Genomic DNA, 19,143 nt, shown 5'->3' with positions numbered 1-19,143 from the left:
ACCGATCGGACAACCAGTTAGCCCACTCTTATTGAATTCTGACCACAACTGTGTCTGCCGCGCCCATGGCGTCCATGACCGTCAACCGGACGAAGCCCGGACCGGGCGGATCGACCAGCCGCTGGCGCCGGCTGTCGAGTTCCCCGGCGGCCATGCCGTTGACCAGAACGGTCATGGGCAGCACCCCGCCGGCCACCTTGACCGGCACTGCCGAAAGCTGCCCCTCGCCGCCACCGGCATCAATCCGGGAACCGTTCAGCGGGAACTGGATGTGCAAGGCCTGATCGCTGCCGGTCCGGATCAACTCGCCAACCGGGCGGAACCGACGCAGCGGCAGCGGCAATTTTGCATTACTGGCCATCAGCACGCCCTTGGGCGCCTTGGGCAACGGAGCCGGCAGCTTGCCGATGCGGGCAAAGGCATCGAACAGGATCGGGGCTGCGGCCGTGCGGCCAACCAGTCCGGGCACGGGCGCGCCATCCGGACGGCCGACCCAGACGCCGATGGTCATGCGGCCATCGAAACCGACCGACCAAGCGTCGCGGTAGCCGTAGCTGGTGCCGGTCTTGAAGGCGATCCGGTTATGCGCGGCGTTCTCTGGCGGCGGCGTGCCGATCAGCACATTGCCGACCTGCCAGGCAGCGACCGAATCCATCAATCGCAAAGGCTCGCGATCGTCGCCGCCATTGGCCTGCATGATCTCGCGCAGTGGTTTGGAGCTGCCGAGCCGCGCCACACCCGCATAAAGCTGGACGAGGTCTTGCAGCGTGATGCCGACGCCGCCGAGGCCCATGGCCAGACCGGGTGCCTCGCCCGGTGGCAGCACCAGATTGCCACCGGCCTGTTTCAGCCTTGATGACAGACGTGATGCGCCGACACGATCGAGCAGCGCGATCGCCGGCACGTTCAATGAGAGCTGCAGCGCCTTACGCACCGGCACAGTGCCCTGAAAGCTCATGTCGAAATTCTCCGGCGCGTAACTGCCGAAGCGAACAGGGCGATCCTCGATCAGGCTTTCCGGATGCACGAAGCCGTCCTCGAAAGCGAGGCCGTAGATAAACGGCTTTAGCGTCGAGCCGGGCGAGCGCACGGCACGGGTCATATCGACCTGTCCGGCGCGGCGATCATCGAAATAATCCGGCGAGCCGATATGGGCGAGCACGTCGCCGCTCTCATTATCGACGGCAATGAGGCCGATGGAGATGTTGTTGCCCAGTGCTGTCGCGCGATCGCGCGCGAGGCCTTCCAGCGCGCGCTGAATACCGGCATCGAGTGTCAGCTTGATGATGGGACGATCCCTGTGCAGCGACGTCGCCTGATCCGCCAAATGCGGCGCCAGGATCGGCATCGGCTTGCGCAGCTTAGGCACACTAATGGCCTTGGCCTGCATGGCATCGGCTGAGGCTACCCTGCCCTCGCTCACCATGCGTTCCAGCACGCGGTCACGCGCAACGCGGGCATTGCCGGGGTGACGATCGAGCCGGCGATTCTCGGGCGATTGCGGTAGAGCTACGAGGAGCGCGCTCTCGGCGAGCGACAGCCGCTTCGGCTCCTTGCCGAAATAGGCGATGGACGCAGCGCGAATGCCTTCGAGATTGCCGCCGAACGGCGCCAGCGCCAAATAGAGATCGAGGATCTGATCCTTGCTCATCTGCCACTCGATCTGCAGCGCACGGACGGCCTGTCTGAATTTAGCCGATATCGAGCGTTGCTGCCGTGGTTCGATCAACCGCGCGAGTTGCATCGTGATGGTCGAACCGCCTGATACGATCTCGCCGCGGGTGACGAGCTGCAGCGCGGCGCGGCCGAGCGCCAGAGGGTCAACGCCGTGATGGCTATAGAAGCGCTTGTCTTCATAGCCCAGCAGTATGTTGAGATAGCCCGGGTCGACGGATGTCTTCGCGTCGACCGGCAACCGCCAGCGTCCGTCGATCATGGCATAGGCGCGCAGGAGTTTGCCGTTGCGGTCGATGACGGTGGTCGAGATTTTGCGGGCCTGGTCGAGCGGAAGCGGACCAAGGGAGGCCACCCATGCGGCGAGGGCTGCACCACTCAGGACCACAAACGCGGACACAGTGACAAATACTCCCCTGACCGATCGCCGTCGGATGAAACGCCAACCCCTCCCCACGTCATTGCCGGGCTCGACCCGCCCATCGATCTTCTCGCAGTCACCGGTCGGCAAGGTGGATCCCTCGGCGAAGCCCGGGGATGACACCGCATGTGGCGTTAGTGGCTGTGACGTGGACGTGCCCTCGCTCATTTCGCCTTGGCTACCTCGATCGTGCCCGTGCCCGTCCTCCCGTAACGCGACGGATTGTACATGTCCTCCACATAGGCCTGCGGCAGCACGTATTTGCCGGACGAAACCGCACGCACGACATAGGCGACCGTGAACACCGCCTTGTCGTCGCTCTTCCGGTCGATCGCCGCCGTGAAGCGGTCGTCGCGGAACTCGGTGTTCTCCGGCTCCTCGCCATCCTCGATCCAGTCCAGCGTGCCGGTGTCACCCGATGACACCAGATGCGGATTGTCGATCTCGAAACCGGCCGGCAGATAGTCGGCCACCATGATGTGTCCATATTCCGGCTTGGCTTCCGTGACCTTCAGAACGACGGCGAAACGGTCGTTCTGCTTAGCCTTGGTGACATCGGCTGGCTTGCCGTCGAGCGTGAAGTAATTGCGCTCGATCTTGAAGCCGTTGGATGCGGCCGGCTCCGGCGTGATCGGCGAGCCGGAGACCGAGACGACCGCCTGCACCGGTGTGTCGCCGGTGTTGGTGATCTTGATCGGCTGCCCCGCCATCTCCGAGGCCTTGTAGCTGCGATAGAGCGCGGTCTTTACCGGTGAGCCGTTGACGTCGAGCGCCAGTGTGTTGGCTTCCTTGGCCAGCGCGCGCGACGCCAGCACCAGCCACGCATTTTCCTGCGTCGAGGTGAAGGGCGTCAGTCCGCGAGCGGCTTCGACGCGCTGGACGGCCTGCGTGAGCGTTGCGCGCGGCGCATTGCCTTCGCTGGCAAGTGATACCAATGCCGCGGCATCGCGCAGCGCCGAACCATAATCGACGCGGCCGAATTCGATAATCGGCTTCGGCGCGAGGCTTTCGACGGCCGCCGCATAGACGCGTTCTGCACGGGCCCGGTCACCGACCAACGCCAGTGCCGCCGCCAGCTGCGACTTGGCAATCGGCGTCGCCAGGTTTTTCAGCTTGGTATCGGCGAGATAGCGCAGGTCGCCGATCGGCGCGGTACCGTTCTTGGCCAGCACATAGAGGCCGTAAGCGAGATCGCGGCCGCCATCCTTCTCCGGCTCGTCAGCATTGACGACCGAATTGCGTACGCGGTCGAGCGCAGCACGGAACAGCACATCCGGCACCACAAACCCCTTCTCGCGGGCGCGGGTCAGGAAGTCCGTGACGTAGGCGTCCAGCCAGGCGTCGTCGCCGCCCGCCGACCACAGGCCGAACGAGCCATTAGAGCCCTGGCGTGCCAGCAGCCGATCAATCGAGTCCTTAATGCGCTGATCGACCCCGGTGTCCATTGCCAGATGCGCGCCAGCCGCGAGGTCGTTGACATAGAGCAACGGCATTGCACGGCTGGTGATCTGCTCGGAACAGCCATACGGATAGCGGTCCAGCGCCTTCAGGATGGTCGCGGCATCCAGCGCCGTCGACAGGCTGACCGACAGGGAGACGCCGCCGGTGCCGGATACGAGATCGGAGAACATGTCCGATGTCAGCGTTAGACTCTCGCCCTTCGCCAGCGTGCGGATCGAGCGGCGCGCCAGCACCTGCGTAGCCGCCTTGACGTCCAGCACATAATGCCGTGCCAGTGTCAGCCCGTTCGGTCCCTTGATATCGACATCGAACTGCGCTGTGCCGGCACCGGAAGCATCGATGGCCAGCGCCATCGAGGTCCGCTGCTTGGCGGCGAGCTTCACTGTCGTGGCCGGATTGCCCGTGAGCTTTACGGGGCCAGAGGTCTTCACCGCGATGGTGTAGTCGCCGGCCGCGCCTTCGACATTGTCGAGATCGAAGCTCATGGTGCCCTTGTCACCGGACAGCAGGAACCGCGGCAGCGTTGCCGTTAGCACCACGGGATCGCGCACCGTCACGTCGACAGTGGCGCGGCCGAGCTTGGTCGCGGTCCAGGCCACGGCCATCACGCGGGCAGTGCCGGCGAATTCGGGAATTTCGAATTCGATCTGCGCGGTGCCATCGGCCGCCACAGTGACGATGCCCGAATACAGCGCCATCGGCTTCTGCGTGGGCGGTGAGCCTTCGATCTGGGCGCCAGCCGAGTCACCACCAGTGCGCAACTGGCCGCGTGTGCCCTGCATCCCGTCGATCAGCTGCCCATAGATGTCGCGAATTTCCGACGTCATGCGGCGCTGGCCGAGATAATAGTCATCCGGCGCCGGCGGCTTGTAATTGGTCAGGTTAAGAATGCCGACATCGACCGCAGCCACCACGATCTTGGCGTCCTCGCCGGGATTGAGCCCGCCGAGTTTCACCGGCAGCTTCAAGGTCGTGCTCGGCCGGATCAGTGCTGGCGGCGACAGTGCCACGTCGATCGTGCGCGCCTTCTTGTCGATACCGAACCACTTAAGTCCGATGGCCCGGCCGGGCATCCGCTTGGCGGCAGAGTCCATCGGCCGGCGCAGCGTCGCCACCACATAGGCACCCGTGCCCCAGTCCTTGCCGACCGGGATCTTGATCTGGGATTGGCCTTCCTTGACCGCGACGCTTTGGGTGGTCAGCAGGCGGTCACCGAGCACGTTGATTGTCAGAAGGCCGGCGGTGCGGGCATTGACCGACACGGTCATGGTGTCGCCCGACAGATATTCCGGCTTGTCGATGGAGGTCTCCAGCAAGTCCGGCGTGTCGGCGCTGCCGTCGGAATACCAGCCGACATCGAACTGCACCGAAGTGATCGGGCCGTCGGCTTCATTGGATTTCACGTCGAGCCGATAACGGCCGGGCTGCGGCTGCAGCGCGATACGGGCCGGGGCATTGGCGGCGACGGTGAGGTCACCATCGGCCACGCGCTTGGTGGACTTGACCGGTTCGTAATCCCATGACGAATTCTGCCGGTACCACTGGTAGCGGGATTCCATCTTGAGCAATTCGTAACGAAGCCCGCTGCGCGCCAGCGACATTCCTTCCGGCGACACGACCACCACGTCGAAGGCAGCATTGTCCCCCTCGGCAACATTCTTGTCCTTGAACAGCGGCTTCACGCCGATCATCGGCGCGGTGGGCGCAACCGGCAGCACGAACTTGCGCTCGACAGCGCGGCCGCCGGCTTCAGTCATGCGGATGAAGATCTGCGCTTCTTGCGGCCGGGTCGAAGACGGCGGCTTGGCGAGGCTGACCGGGAACGTGGCGACGCCATTAGCGTCAGCTTCGGGCAGATTCTCGATCGGCGTGCGTTCGTTGCTGCCGCTTTCCTCGTCGGCAACGCCGAACTGGTAGCCGGCGAATCCTGGGCGATTCGCGGCAGGGCTGACAAGCAGATCGCCTTCGAGTTGCAGGCCCGAGGCTGGCGCGCCATAGAGGAAGCGACCATCGACCTTAAGTTCTACAGGAGCATCAGCTTTGATCAGCTTGTCCTTGGAAGATATGTCGAATTCAATCCGATCCGGGACGTAATCCTCGACCATGAAAGTGGTCTCGCCGACCGATGGCGCCTTCGGATCGGTGAAGGCACGGACACGCCAGGTGCCGGTCGGGACCGCGGAGTTCAATGGCAGCGTCAGGCTGCGACCGCCTGCGCCCTGATCCTGCAGGACAGCGCGGCGGAACTCGACGCCATCCGGCCGTTCGACCACGAGGGTCATCGGACCGGAAGTCACGGCGTTGCCCTGTCCGTCGCGCAACAGCGCGGTGAGATAGACCGTCTCACCGGAGCGATAGACGCCGCGCTCGGCATAGACGAAGGCATCGGCGCCAGCGGGAACGGCGCGGCCGGAGACGCCGCGATCCGAGAGGTCGAAGGCATTCGATTTCAGACTGAGGAATGCATAGTCGTTCTTGTCTGATGTCACCGTCAGCATCGCCGGCGACAAGCCGCCCTCGCCTTTGGCGAGACCCGCTTCGAACAGCACGTGGCCGGAGTCGTCGGTCTTCCTGGTCGCGAGGATCTCGTTGTTGCGCGCCACGAGGCGTACGTCTGCCTTCGCCATCGGGTCGGTGGAGGCCAGCGAATTGACGAAGACGTGGATGCCGTCATTGCCAGAGAAAGCTGTGAGGCCAAGGTCCGAGACGATGAACCACTGGGTCGCCAGCGAACCGTCGTCATCGCTGCTGCCGGAGCCGGGGCCCTTGGCCGCCGCCGTCATCACATAAACGCCGGGTTGCAACTCACCGACCGCCTGATCGACGGGGAATGCCGTGGTGACATCGGCATTGAGCGTTGAGGCCGTGGCCAACTCACCGGCCCAGACCTTCACGCCGCGCTCGTCGCCGAGGCTGTCGAGCTGGTACTTGCTCAGCGCCGTCTGGAAGTCACTGCCGATCACGGTGTTGATCAGATTGCGGTCGCCGATCCGGAACACATTGACCGTGACCGCCTGGGTATTGACCGAGACAACCGGGATCCCTTGCTGGCCGGTACGCGGCAGCACATAAGCGCGGCCGGTGAAGCGCACGAACGGCTTGCGGTCGCGCACATAGATGTTGAACTCGGCCGATTTCGGCAGACTCTCCTTCACCGTCGACGGCAGACTGGCACGCAGGTTGATATTGTAGCGCTCGCCATGCTTGAGGCCTTCGACGCAGAGCTGCTTCTCCTCGGAAGTCAGTGCCGGCTTGTCACTGCCTGCAAGCGCAAGGAACGGCGCGAAATCGACCCGCTTGGCGAGTTCTTCCGAGAACTGGAAACAGGCCCGCGGCGAGGCGGAATCCGAGTCCACGGTGTAATCGAGCAGACGGAAACCGTGATCATCGCGCAGCTTCTCGTATTGACCGCGGACGTCGGCGACTTCGCGCATCTCGAGCGACTGGCGCAATGCGTCCAGCGCCGGGCGCCACAGCTTGCGTTCTTCCATGGCCCGGCCGAGCACGGCCAGCGCCTCGGCCTCCTCGCCGGCATTGCCAGCGCGCTGATAGGCGATATAGGCGGCGGTAGCGGCGCGCTCGCGCAGGAAGGTCGTTTCCGAGGAGGTTGCCGGGCGGATCTGGAAGATGGTCTTGGCCAGCCGCAGCCAGTTGGCGCTGTCATCCGGCGCAATCGCCACGATCTGGCCCAGCGTCTGCAGCCCGGCGCGGAAATCCGAGCGTTTGAAGGCCGCGTCGGCGTCCGTGCGCAAGGTCGCCGCACTCTTGGCAATCGGCCCCGCCTCGCTCTTGATCTGCGCTTCGAGCTTGATCGCGGAATCCGCCAGTTCGTCCCGTCGGAACGCCTTGTCGGCCGCCTGAGCCGAAACGAGGCCGAACGCCAGCGTGGCGCAGAGACTGACGGCGCGAACCAGACCAATCATGGACAACTCCCCTGCGCGGACGAATGCCGCGTGGATTCAAATGTGCGTAAAAACGGTGACGGACTCATGGCCAGCTTGTTCGCGAGTCTCTCGACCAGCGCAACGCGAGACACGGTGATCGCCGGCAACATCATGTGACAAACCTGGATAACTCAAATCGCAACGCCAGCCGTAAGTCGCGGCGCATCATGGCGGCGCGCCTTGCCGAAAGCAAAGCCACATCACCGCCGATTGGTCGTCCCTGTGTGGGAAACGGTTCGAGCACACCCGGTCGATTTTGGTGACGGTTTTACGATGCGTCATCCGGGCATGAACGACCGGCCCGGCCGGTTGTCCCCCCGCGCGTTTTAATCAAACGCGACACGTTAAGACTAAAAACAGCCCGCTGGGGATGGCCGGACATAACCGGTACTCAATTCTTCCAGCTGCGGTCAGATGGGTGTGCCTTGTGGCACCGGACGATCACGGCGATCGCCCGACCACCTGGTCCCTATGGGCGCATCGCATCATGATCGAACTTCTTTTGGCGACAAGTTCACTGGCGGGCCTCGCCGTCGGACTCGTTGGCCCCCTGTGGGTCATTATCGTGACGACCGTGCTGGTCGCCGTCCTGTCCGCCGTCATGACATGGAGCCAGGGATTTTCGGCGCTGAGCGGTGTGGCGGTCACGACGGGATGTCTGATCGCGTGCCAGATCTCTTATATTGCCGGCCGTTTCGTAACCCGGCAATACGGCTTCCCGGAGCAGCTATTTGAGGACGAGGTCGACGGCGAGCCAGGCGATCCCCGCCAGCGCGGCATCTCCGATGACAATGGCAAGGACGGCAAGCCACCATCTCGGCCCCCGTCGTCGGAGCTTTAGGACCCGCCAGCCTGCCAACGTCGAATCCGCGAGACGATCCCCGAACGGGACAGGAACTGAAGCGGCGTCAAAGGTACAGACGGGCGTTCGGTTTTGGGACGAAAAGCGGATCACGTCGGCACACTTTCTGGCTAAAATCGCGGTTTCACCGCTCAATCAGCAAGACAAAGGCCAGCTCACCAACCGCCCTAACGCTTGAAACCCGGGTCCGAATCCGGCCAATTCACCCGGTCTGTCCAAGCCATACCGACGATGATATGACGGCCCAGCCGGTCCCATAGCTCAACTGGATAGAGTAACGGATTTCTACTCCGTGGGTTGCAGGTTCGAATCCTGCTGGGATCGCCATGTCATTTCCAAACTCCAATATTTTCAGTAACTTGTGGTGCATTATGGCTACTGGATCAGCCGGTGAGCCAACTCCTGTTCCCGTAATGAGCTTGCCGGCCTCCCGCGCCGTGAGTTTGCGGCTGGCCGCTTTTGTGTAGACTTGCGCTTGCGAAATCGAGGTCCAGCCGAACCACGCCATCAGCTAGTGATCGATGGCGCCCTTCTCTGCAAAGTAGGTGGCGGCGGCCACGCGCAGACCGTGCGGTGTGCAGCGAGCCGGCATGTTAGCGGCTCGGCCCGCGTTCCTGAACCAGTTGCCAAAGCTCGCCGCGGACACGAAGGCCCCGCGTCCGTCAGTGAGTAGAAACGTTAAGTGGTTGGTGGGCGGCATAGCGTCGAACTACCGCTACTTGGTCACGCAGAGCGGCCAAGATCAGGTTTTTCCAGACCATCCAGACGTCCTTGCCTTCATCTCAAAGGATCTCCGCGAGCGATAGGAGAAGTCCGGACGCTGGCAGGGTCTACAGTTCAAGATACTTGTTGCCGGCGGCGGCCTCTATATCGCTTGGCACGTCCTAGAGATGGCTTTGCATACGCGCATCTCCTGATGATTCTGGTCGATGAAGCGATCTCTAGTTGATCGCGAATGGCGCGCGTATGTAGATTGGCAACCTTTAGGGAGAGTCATGCCAGCTCCGTCAATCAACCCTCGCGCGGTTCAGATTTTCTCAATCGCAGCCGTTTCGATCATCGTGTTTGCATTTGTTGGAATGAAGGATTTCAGCGTCGGTGTTGATGCGGGGATACATCACGCATTTGCTACGCAGTTGATCGAGCAGCGTCAGTGGCCCCTTCCGTCGTCGTCTTTCCTAGCGAGTATGTCCTATTACCCGCCTGCTGCACATGCCGTCGGCGCTGCGGTCGGTCTCACGATTGGATCGACGTTCGGCGGAATGTTGGTCGTAAATGCCGTCGCGCTAATCGCTTCGTGTCTGGCGCTGTCATATCTCCTGCGCCGAACATCCCCCGCCGAAACAGTGGCATCCCTCATTGTGCTCGCGATCTTGTGCGCCACGCTTCGAAAGCATCGTTTCGTTGTTGGTAACGAGATCGTCGCAAACTTCTTCTATGGCCAGTTCGCTGGGACGGCAGCGCTTTTGACCTGCTTTGTTATCTTGGCGAAGGCCAGATGGCAGTTCCCCCTTTGGCTGACAGTCTCTTCAGGCTTCACCTTTGTGGTCGGATGGTTCTTTCCGTTGAGTGCGGTACACCTCGCCGTGGCCGCAGCGGTTCTACGGCTTCGTCCGTCCCTACGTCTTGAGGGCATAACTATACGGCTTCTCGAATTCACTTTAACTGCGGCGGTGCTGTCAGCGATTGCGTTTTTCCACCCGGCCATGACCGACATGAAGGCCATTGCCGCAAATGATGGCGGTATTTCAATTTCAAACGGAACTATGGCTATAAGCGTTCTTTTTCTCATCCTCCTTGCTGTGCCGCTGCTTATCATCGTGTCTCCCAGATCGAATCTCGTGGATCCTGTCGCTTTAATTGCAATTATTATTGGAGTCGTTGTCCCGCCCATTCTCCAGTTTGCGCTGCTTTACTTCTTTGGTCTTGGATCGCCCTACGCCGTGAAGAAGGCTGGCTTCCTCACCGGGACGCTCGGCTTGGTCGTTGTCGCGGTTCTCACAATGGAGTTAGCCCCATTTAAGCGTTTGGCACACGCGCTAACGTATAGACCTGTTGTCCCGTTCGTCGGCTCTTTGGCGGGTCCTTCGTTGGCTCTAATCGTGCTCGCCTCCGTTTACGTTGGACGAGCTTTCACACCTTTATCTGAGATATCTCGATATCAGGACGAAATGAGTTCATTCATCGAAAAAGGGTCGGCGAAGAGCCTGTTCGGCCGGACGGTGTCCATAAATTCAAACTACAACTGGCACACTAACTATGTCGTGAGCTTTGCTCAGCTTCACCCTTCTGGAGAAATCCAACGGGTTCAGAATGCACTGTTGCCGCCAACCGTTAGCCTGACTCCAGGCGCTGAACTCGCCGTCGTTGCAATAGGCGATGCAACACGTATGGACCCGTCCTGCACCAAATGGGTCAATGGAAACATGGCGGCCGTCGCGGCGACCTGTGCTTCCGACGTCCCTGCCAAGGTTCCACAATAGGGCCACGGCGATGGCATCATTTCTTGCGCACTCGCTTTAGGTGCGCACCTATCCGCGCTCGAAATAATCCGAAACGTAAGGGGAAGTAAATGTTGACGAAACAGCTCTCACTCTTCCTCTTGGCCCTGTTTGTCGCTTGTGGCCCGATCTTCTTGCAGTTCTCCTCTCTGGACGGGAAAGTTGCTACGAGTTTCCCCGGAGGCTCTTTTGAGAAGCTTTATATGCATTGCCCGGGTGACAGGGGCGACACGGCCATGACGCATTCGGCGATTGCCGTCGGCGGCACGTTTGAGAAGGTCGCACCGCTGCCTAGTGGACCGACCGTGCCGGCGGGCGTGTAGCTTGCTGTTCAATTGATCACTCTCGTGAACCCCTTCCCCGGTGTGGCGTAGCCAACGTTACTGCACTCTTCAAGAAGGCCGTCGCATCTGCGCGCATTTCAAAATGACGCTCCACGACCGGATCAAGTAGGGACATCTAAGATTAAATCGTTGTCTGAGTCCCGAGCTTCGGATCTTTTATCCTGCTTGCTTCCCTTTCGATGATCGCATCAAGGTCAGAATGATCGATTTGCAGTCCTAGGGTCTTGAGCCGTTTTACCAACGCCAACTTCAAAGACTTGGTTGATCTCAACATATTGAGCCCATCAGATGATACGACCTCTACCTTTCCGTTCGGATGAATGGTGAATTTCATCCCATGGAGGCTGGCCCAATCTTTGGTGTCCGTAAGGGATGCTGCGCCCTGCCGCTGAATGCCATGAAGAAGAGCAAACACGCCACCAACTGCCAACACCAGCATGAACATATAGAATGACACGAAATAGTTCTGAACGATGATGTGATCAACCGCGCGATTTATTGCTGCTAGCGTCGGATAAAGACGTTCCACTACTAACCCTCCGCATTCGTTGCTGGCGCTAACTTAATTAGCGCGTCGATCACTCGTTGCTGGCAGCGTACGCGTAGTCGGAACGGGCCGCAACTAACACTGCCGTCGGTCGATCTTCCCTTTGATGCGCACCAATAGCGCGTTCGTATTAAGCGCCACCCTCTGGACGATTCTGATTTGCGCATCACCTGTTTGGGGGATGATGCCCGCCCGCAAAGGCTCTAGCGTTTCATGTTCTTTATGAGCGGAACTAACACCTGAAAATTGAACCCGCCAGCAATCTTCCGCCCTCCTTGCGATCTCTCCCCAACCGCATTTAAGGAACGATATTATGATGAAATTGTCGCTGGCGATCATAGGGCTTGGATTGATATGCGTCGCGACATTTGAGGATGCTGCTGCGGCCACCCGCCGGTCAACGACCAGCAGCAACTCGAATTATGTCCACACACCCCGCGCCAATTTCTATCAGACCCACAGCCGGCCAGCTCGCGCGATCTATGCTCCGAGCACGAGCGGATTCGTGCGCACGCATGCGGGCCGCCCGGGCTGCAATAGTTTCGGCTGCAAATAAGAATTACAGGCGATCGCCGAATCTGCCGGGCGGACGGCGAGTTTTGCTCGTCCTGGGCATCATCAATGGATTGATGCGGAGGATATGCGCGATCGCAGCATGTCGGCCTGCTGCGGCATCCATAAAAGTAAGGAGCAGCTGGTGGGTTCATTATCCGTATGGCACTGGGTTGTGGCGATCATAATGCTCGCCAGCCCCATCCTGGGCGTTGTTCGTGGCGTATCAAATGGCTCCATACTTCACGCGCTGCTCTCAATCTTCATTCCGGTCTATGGTCTGATCTATTTCTTCGCAGCAAAGAAGCCAGCCTTGCTCTGATCCGCCCTCGTCATGGCAAGGATAAACGTGATCTGCTGAATCACCCGTTTGGGGGATGGCCTCACGCCGAGATTCCTTGAGTGTCAGCTGTCGTCGCGTGGCGGCGATTCTGAAGTACACTAGGGAATGAAACCGATGATGAAACGCGTTGTATGTCTCAGCATCCTCACGATGGGAACTGCTGCGGCCTTCACCATATTGCCGAGCGAACCCGCCGCCGCAAATTGCGTCGATTTTTCGCGTAATCCGGGCCGCTTCACAAACAACTGCGGTCGCCGGGTCGTAGTGACCTGGTCCGACGAGTTCGCTTGCGAAAGCAGCAGGTGTCGCGTTGTCTTGCAAGCTGGCGAGACCGCCCCCGTAGGTAGTAGTCGCGGCCGCGTCAGCTGGAACGTAGAATAAGCAGTTGGCCGGATGACGAGACCACTCGCCGTCACCCGGACACGGTGGGCCGGCAAAATTCAACCTCAACGGACTCGATTCTTGTTCTTCTTATGCTCTTATCGAGAGCGTGAGTGACCTACCCGCAAGCTGGCGCATGCCGACGCCCAAACAGACGGAGAAGCTAGCTTCTAAGCAAGACCGGCAACCCGAACTTGCCAGCGCCTACGCCAGGCCCCGGCGTGAACCGGCGGGCTTTGCCATATCGCGCGTCAGGGGATGATCCCGGCGAGCGGCGCGGCAGGCTCCCGGGTTCGAGTCTTTTCGACTACCGTGCTCACAGGTAGTTGCAACACGATCGCCCTTTGCCCAGGCTTGAGATCTGTGACGAGAACGATCTGGCCGTTCGAGAATTCGAGCGCATCGTGGTGATGATGAGATTGGCCCACGTCTATTTGGCGGAACCGGGCGAGTCGATCGCGCACGTTCCGGCTAAAAATCCTCCCATGGACTCGGACGTCGTCCTCAAAGGCGATTTCGGTACCCGGACGAAGACACACTGCGACGTGAGGATCGTCCACACTTGCGAAGCCGCGAGTTATCGTCGAAGAAAATTTGGTCGACACTAACATATCCGCCACCTCTGCGGGACGGGTAGCGACCGCGTGCAGGCTATAATCACACATGGATGCGCTCCTATGGATGGCCACCCAGCAAATCCGCAACATTCGTAGATCGGGTTGGTTTCAGCATGGAGCAAAAAAAGACCCGCCGGCGTGAACCGGCGGGCATTGCGCTCGAATCCTGCTGGGATCCCATCATTTGCAATGAAACAGCGTCGTGGCATCAGCCCGGACAGGCTGCGCCGGTCCTCGCCCAGGCCTCCACGAGAGCGCCCGCCTCGGCCTGTGTGCCCGGCGCAGGCGCACGTCCGTAACCCGGCGCCCAGGCCCAGCCAACCAGCGTATCTTTGCCGATATGGTCGATGAGATCCTCGACCTTGCGGCCGCCGTTACGCGCGGGGTCTTTGATCTGTGCGCAGATCTCGGCGACGGTTTTGCCCTCCCATGCCATCTCGCCCGGCGCGAGGTGCCATTCGTGATGACCGGGGATGCGGCCGGGTTCGAAATTGGCATCCTTGTGACAGGAGTTGCAGCGCATGGCCGCGGTGCCGTGGCCATCGGGCCCACGCGTCACCGGCGGCTGATGCAGGCGGCGCGCATCGCCCTGCCGCGGCACGTCGCCGGCCGGATGGCAGTTCACGCAACGCGGATGGGTCAGCACCTTGCCGAGTTCAGTGAAGATCGCCGCCGAGCGTGCATTGGTATCGGCGATGCCATTGAAACTCTCCGGGCTGGCCAACCCCTTCGACGCGCCCTGCCCGGCGGCATAGGCCGTGAACATGCTCATGCCGAGCGTCGCGACGACAACCAGCGTTTTGACGCGCGTTTCGGCTCTCATCCGCGCGGCTCCTGAATGAGATAGCGCTTCGCGTCGCTGAGGATCACGTCGAGCACAGCCTCATGATATTTGAAGTAGCCGGTGCAGCGACACAGATGCCCGTCAAGCGCCTCGGCGATGCGCTCCTCAAGGCCCGCGCGCGGCACAGGCGTCCTGGCCAGCTGTTCGAGCAGCACCTGCCCTTCATTGAGGAAGCCGGCGGTACAGTAGCCGCACTGGAATGCGAAATGCCTGATGAAGGCCTTCTGCAGCGGCGACAGCTCGCCGTTCTTCGCATGACCCTCGACCGTGCGAATGGTTTTGCCATGGAAGCTTGCCGCCGAGGTCACGCAGGTTGGATTGGTGTGGCAGGTGCCGTCGGGCTCGTCGACGATCACGACACAGCTCAGGCACTGCGCGGCGCCGCAGCCGAACTTGGTGCCGGTCATGCCCAGATATTCGCGCAGGAAGTCGTTCATGGAGAGATCGTCGCGCACCTCGGTGGGCGCATGGACCTGTCCGTTGATGGTGATGCCCAGTGTCGTCACGCGAGCGCTCCCTTGAGCATGGCCGGTGTCACCGGCAACGCCGCGAAGCGGTGTCCGATGGCGTCATGAATGGCGTTGAGCAATGCCGGCACGATGGGGATCATCACCACCTCGGCCATGCCTTTCGGCAATTCGTCCGGTGTCAGCGGCGGCATCAGCTCGATCTCCACATCGCGCAGCGACAGATCCGATCCGCGCGCCACCAGGTATTGACCGAGATTCCATTGCCCGTTGCCAGGTCCGCCCTCAAACGGCGGCAGCGTTTCCAAAAGTGCGTAGCCGACGCCCATGGCGAAGCCGCCTTGTGCCTGGCCAATCACGACCTCCGGCACCAGCGCCTGCCCGCATTCGAATGCGGTATAGGCTTTGGCGATGCGCAGCGCGCCGGTCGCTTTCTCGATCTCGACCCGGACTGTTGCACCGCATGCCGCTGTATAGGCCGTACCCATCCGGTTGTTGTCGGTCGGCGGGAACAGCACGCTGCTGCGGTTGATGCGCGTGAACTTGCCGGCGCCGCGACGCAGCGCGAGCCCGTCGATCTCGGCGCGATACTGCTCGCCATTAATGGGGAAACGTGCGCGTGCCCACGCCCAGCGCGAAAACCCGTGCGCCACGGCGCCGGTGACAAGATTGCGCGCATGGGCGGTCGCGGCGAGTTTCGCCAGCGGCAGCGACGGCAGTCCCGCCATGGTCAACTGACCGTCCTTCCACTGTACCTTGGCAAAATCCTTGGCGCGCGGATCGCGCGGGCCGATATTCCAGAGCGCCAGCGCTGCCGGCCACAGACCGAAGCGGAAGATCACCCGCGCGGCTTCTGCTGCTGCATGCGTTCCAACATGGGCGCCGATCGAGGCCGAGGTCGCCGAACTGATCGACGGCACCCAGCGCGGATCCTTTTCGGCCTTGTCCTGGGTCTTCTGATCCATAGTGTAGCAATCGCCGGAGGTCACCAGCTCCAGTGCATCGAACACACCGACCTGCGACACCGCCACCTCATCGGCGATGCCGCCGAGATGCAATGCCACGCGACTGGCCAATGCCGTGCCGATGCCATTGCCCATCTCCACGTGGTCGCAGAAGATCGCGATCCTGCCGTCGGGGCCAAGTTCAACGCGACCGTTCGAACTATCACCCCCGGTGCCATAATCCTTGGTCACGCAGGCCACCCCCGTGCCAACCAGCACGCCGCTCGCGGCACGCGCCTTCTCCGCCGCACGTCGTTGCCAGATCGGGTGCTGCTCCAGCTTGTCGAGAACCTCCAGGCTCCGCACCGAGACGATGTAGGGATTGCCGGTCATGGTGCGGCCATCCTGCTTCAGGGCATTGCGCCGCCGGAAGTCGATGGGATCAAGCTTGAGCGCAAGCGCCGCCTCGTCGATCAGAACTTCCAGCGCGGTCATGGTCTGCAGCGAGCCGTAGCCGCGCATCGAGCCCGCGGTTACGCCGCGGGTATGCTCTGCCACAGTCGTCACATCGACCTTCGGCACGTCATAGATACCAATCGCGGCCGTCGCGGCACAGGTGGCGACATTGGCCGAGAAATTGGCGAGACCACCGCCATCGAGCACGTGATCGGCGGCGAAGGCCGTGATCTTGCCAGAGGCGCGATCGACAGACATGCGCGAGCGCATCTTGATGGCGTGGCGTTTGATGCCAGCCTGAAACTGCTGATACCGATCGTGCGCCAGCCGCACCGGACGATCCGGGAAGAATATCGCCGCCAGCGTCACATAGAAAATGAATGGCGTATGGTCGCGGCCGCCGAAACCGCCGCCCACATAGGCGAATTGCGCGTTGATCGCACTCGGCTTGAACGACGCCTTGGTTTCGCCAAGCAGAAACGCGATTGATTCCGCCGCTTCATAGGGCGACTGCACGCCCAGCACCAGTTCGAGCGCCTTGTCTTTTGCGCTGTACCAACCCAGCCCGCATTCCGGCTCCATAAACATCGGATCGACAGACTGCGTATCGAAGGTGCGGTCCAGTACCAGAGCCGAAGACTCGCTGGCGGCGATCTCGGCACGGATCTGGTCGCCATAGACCGCAGCCTTCTCGTAACCGGCCTCGTTCTTGTGCGCGGTCGATGACCATACCGGCAGCGCGGACGCCTGGGTACGGCCGGGCGTGACCCAGCCGGCAAGGACCGGCGAGTAGACATCGGGCGCATCGGGCGTGGCGCCGGCAACACGGGTGAAACGATACGCCGCATAATTCGGCATTACGATTGGGCCGGTCTCTTCGCCAAACTGCACGAAGGTCCCGTCGCGCAAGGCAATCCGGGCACGGTCATAGACGTCGAACGTCTCGAAGATCAGAAGCGCAACGGGTTGGCCCATATAGAGCGGCGTCTTGCCGATGGGACAGAACAGATCGCCCTCATAGTAGGCGGGCACGCGGGTATTGATCCTGGCGAGATCTGCGGCGGTGACAATCACCGTGGGCTTCAGCGCCCCGCTCAGCCGCGCGAGATCCATGCCGAGATAGACGTGGGTGGCATCCGGCGCGCGCACCAGAATCGCATGCGAGGTTTTCTCGGGCCAGCCCGGCAGGTCATTCGCGCGAAAATCCGACGCATACAGTTTCGAGCCGGTGACCTTGGCGACACCGTCGACACGACCGGCGCCGCCGATCGCGGGATTCAACTTGCCCCGCCCCGGCAATGTCTCGCGTACGGGGAATGCCACCTGCTCGGCCGCAGCCAGACGCGACAGGCTGAGCGTGATACCGCCCGCCGACACCCACTTCATGAACTCGCGCCGCGAGGTTCCCATGCCTTCACCCATGATCGACCGTTGCTTGCCGTTCGGCGAAGTTTATTTGAGGTCGGCGATGGTGGCCGGCCCCGGTCCAGTCGTGATCAGTGTCGGCCACTGGTTGGAGCCGAACGGCACCACTGGCGGCAGGAACGGCGTCATGCCGCGCTTGGCGCTCTCGGCGATGATGGCAGCGCGCGCGTCGCCCCCCATCAATTCGTAGTCCATCAAATGATAATTGCCGAAGAACAGCGACCCGACGGAGCGATCCGCGATAATGCGCGTCAACGACTCCAGCATGTCTGCCTGCGTAGTCGTGAACGACACGGTCTCTATGAGAAGCAGGCGATCGTTAATGGCCTCCGGCGGGAAGAACTGGGCAAGCACGCTGAACAGCACGTTGTTCTGCCGTGCCACATAGATCGTATTGCTGGCGGCATAGGCCTTGTCCCAATCGGGACCCAGCATCTTCTTCCAGTCGCCCAGCACGGTCATCCAGTGATTGACCTGGGTCTGCGCGGCCCAAGTCACGTTCTTCGCAAGGAACGGCGCCTGCTTCTTGCCAAATGTCTCCAGCGTATCGAAGGGAATGACGCCCTTGGCGATGCACGCGTCCATGAAAGCCAGGTTGTTCTGCAGGATGGTGCGATTGTTGTCGCGCCAGTCAGCCTGCATCGGCGTGAGATCGAGGCCATCCAGCGCCGACTGCATGCGGCTGCGATAGGCCTTCATCGAGCCGAGCCAGGATTTGTTGTCGGGATTGTTCACATAGGGGCCGACCACCTCGGCCAGTGCCATGGTACTGTGGCCGACCGACTTCAGCAGTTGATAGACCATCGGCACCGAGGGCGCGTCGAGCGGCGGTTTGCCGGGTTGGTACAGCGTGAACTTGCCGCCCGCGCCGGAGAACAGGCCGAGGATCACGGGATGCTTGGCAAGGATATTGGCGCGAAATACCTGCGCTGCGTCGCCGTAGAGCTCGAACATGCCAGTGTTGAGCGCAAGCATGTCCTTGGTGGCGGTTTCGGCAGGCGTTGTCGCGGTCAGCCCGGAAATCGGCGCCATGTAGGATGGCAGCGTCTGGGCATGGGCGGCGCCGATGCCCCCCAACAGGGCAGCTGCAAGAGTGACAGCGTGGCGATACGTCATATCCGGACTCCCCCGAGTCATGTTGGCGAATGCTCCTGTCACGACTAACGCAGCACTTCTTAAAAATCTGCCTTTCCATTCAGCAGAAATGGTCGCGACATAGTTGATGAAAACAAACACGCCGTGATGGGCGGAATGCTCTCGAATGCAACTGATCTGGATAAGAAAAACGCTACGAATCACGCAATGCGCTGATGGTTCGAAGCTACACGTAATTTCGTGACACAGGAATTGGTTCGATATC

Annotated in this window: 11 protein-coding genes, 1 tRNA gene and 1 pseudogene; 5 read left to right on the top strand and 8 right to left on the bottom strand. The window is 61.2% G+C overall.

The features are described from left to right. Window positions 1–28: 28 nt before the first annotated feature. Together pbpC and CIW50_RS21780 are read right to left on the bottom strand one after the other, a co-directional pair. Window positions 29–2,038, bottom strand: a pseudogene (gene pbpC, locus CIW50_RS21785) (penicillin-binding protein 1C); the annotation flags it as partial. A 221-nt stretch (window positions 2,039–2,259) separates the two neighbouring features. Then, window positions 2,260–7,479 (bottom strand): alpha-2-macroglobulin, encoded by a 5,220-nt coding sequence (locus CIW50_RS21780; protein WP_149533267.1) that lies wholly within the window; start codon window positions 7,477–7,479, stop codon window positions 2,260–2,262. A gap of 448 nt (window positions 7,480–7,927) precedes the next feature. Between CIW50_RS21780 and CIW50_RS21775 the strand changes: the two genes are divergently transcribed. The 4 genes from CIW50_RS21775 to CIW50_RS21760 all read left to right on the top strand — a co-directional run bounded on the left by CIW50_RS21775 (window position 7,928) and on the right by CIW50_RS21760 (window position 11,186). Continuing rightward, on the top strand, window positions 7,928–8,341 hold the full coding sequence (locus CIW50_RS21775; protein WP_172980420.1) for a hypothetical protein: 414 nt from the start codon (window positions 7,928–7,930) through the stop codon (window positions 8,339–8,341). Window positions 8,342–8,612: 271 nt separating this feature from the next. Further along, window positions 8,613–8,689 (top strand) — tRNA-Arg (locus CIW50_RS21770). Between the two features lie 668 nt (window positions 8,690–9,357). Further along, entirely contained in the window at window positions 9,358–10,845 is a 1,488-nt protein-coding gene (locus CIW50_RS21765) for a hypothetical protein (protein ID WP_149533265.1), read from the top strand. Between the two features lie 89 nt (window positions 10,846–10,934). Next, window positions 10,935–11,186 (top strand): dihydrofolate reductase family protein, encoded by a 252-nt coding sequence (locus tag CIW50_RS21760; protein WP_149533264.1) that lies wholly within the window; start codon window positions 10,935–10,937, stop codon window positions 11,184–11,186. A gap of 142 nt (window positions 11,187–11,328) precedes the next feature. Here the strand turns inward: CIW50_RS21760 and CIW50_RS21755 are convergent, their stop codons facing one another. Together CIW50_RS21755 and CIW50_RS21750 are read right to left on the bottom strand one after the other, a co-directional pair. Further along, window positions 11,329–11,736, bottom strand: coding sequence for a hypothetical protein (locus CIW50_RS21755; protein ID WP_149533263.1), 408 nt, complete (start codon window positions 11,734–11,736; stop codon window positions 11,329–11,331). A 93-nt stretch (window positions 11,737–11,829) separates the two neighbouring features. Further along, window positions 11,830–12,168 (bottom strand): hypothetical protein, encoded by a 339-nt coding sequence (locus tag CIW50_RS21750; protein WP_149533262.1) that lies wholly within the window; start codon window positions 12,166–12,168, stop codon window positions 11,830–11,832. A gap of 226 nt (window positions 12,169–12,394) precedes the next feature. Between CIW50_RS21750 and CIW50_RS21745 the strand changes: the two genes are divergently transcribed. Next, a complete protein-coding gene (locus CIW50_RS21745) occupies window positions 12,395–12,628 on the top strand; it encodes a hypothetical protein (RefSeq protein ID WP_149533261.1) in 234 nt (77 codons plus the stop codon). 1,227 nt (window positions 12,629–13,855) lie between these two features. Here the strand turns inward: CIW50_RS21745 and CIW50_RS21740 are convergent. From CIW50_RS21740 to CIW50_RS21725, 4 genes are read right to left on the bottom strand one after another with little or no spacing between them, the layout of a single operon-like run. Next, a complete protein-coding gene (locus tag CIW50_RS21740) occupies window positions 13,856–14,419 on the bottom strand; it encodes an Isoquinoline 1-oxidoreductase subunit (protein ID WP_502707525.1) in 564 nt (187 codons plus the stop codon). Between the two features lie 47 nt (window positions 14,420–14,466). Next, entirely contained in the window at window positions 14,467–14,997 is a 531-nt protein-coding gene (locus CIW50_RS21735) for a (2Fe-2S)-binding protein (RefSeq protein ID WP_089264269.1), read from the bottom strand. Then, the gene (locus CIW50_RS21730; RefSeq protein WP_149533259.1) at window positions 14,994–17,768 is read right to left on the bottom strand and encodes a xanthine dehydrogenase family protein molybdopterin-binding subunit; all 2,775 of its coding nucleotides are present in this window, start codon (window positions 17,766–17,768) and stop codon (window positions 14,994–14,996) included. Before CIW50_RS21730 ends, CIW50_RS21735 begins: the two co-directional genes overlap by 4 nt. Before the next feature lie 42 nt (window positions 17,769–17,810). Continuing rightward, window positions 17,811–18,899, bottom strand: a complete 1,089-nt coding sequence (locus CIW50_RS21725; RefSeq protein ID WP_149533258.1) for a hypothetical protein — start codon at window positions 18,897–18,899, stop codon at window positions 17,811–17,813. Between the last annotated feature and the right edge of the window lie 244 nt (window positions 18,900–19,143).

The organism is Tardiphaga sp. P9-11, from assembly GCF_008329525.1.
Taxonomy (GTDB): domain Bacteria; phylum Pseudomonadota; class Alphaproteobacteria; order Rhizobiales; family Xanthobacteraceae; genus Tardiphaga.
The sequence above is the reverse complement of the archived record's forward strand: the minus strand, read 5'-3'. Positions and strand labels throughout refer to the sequence as shown.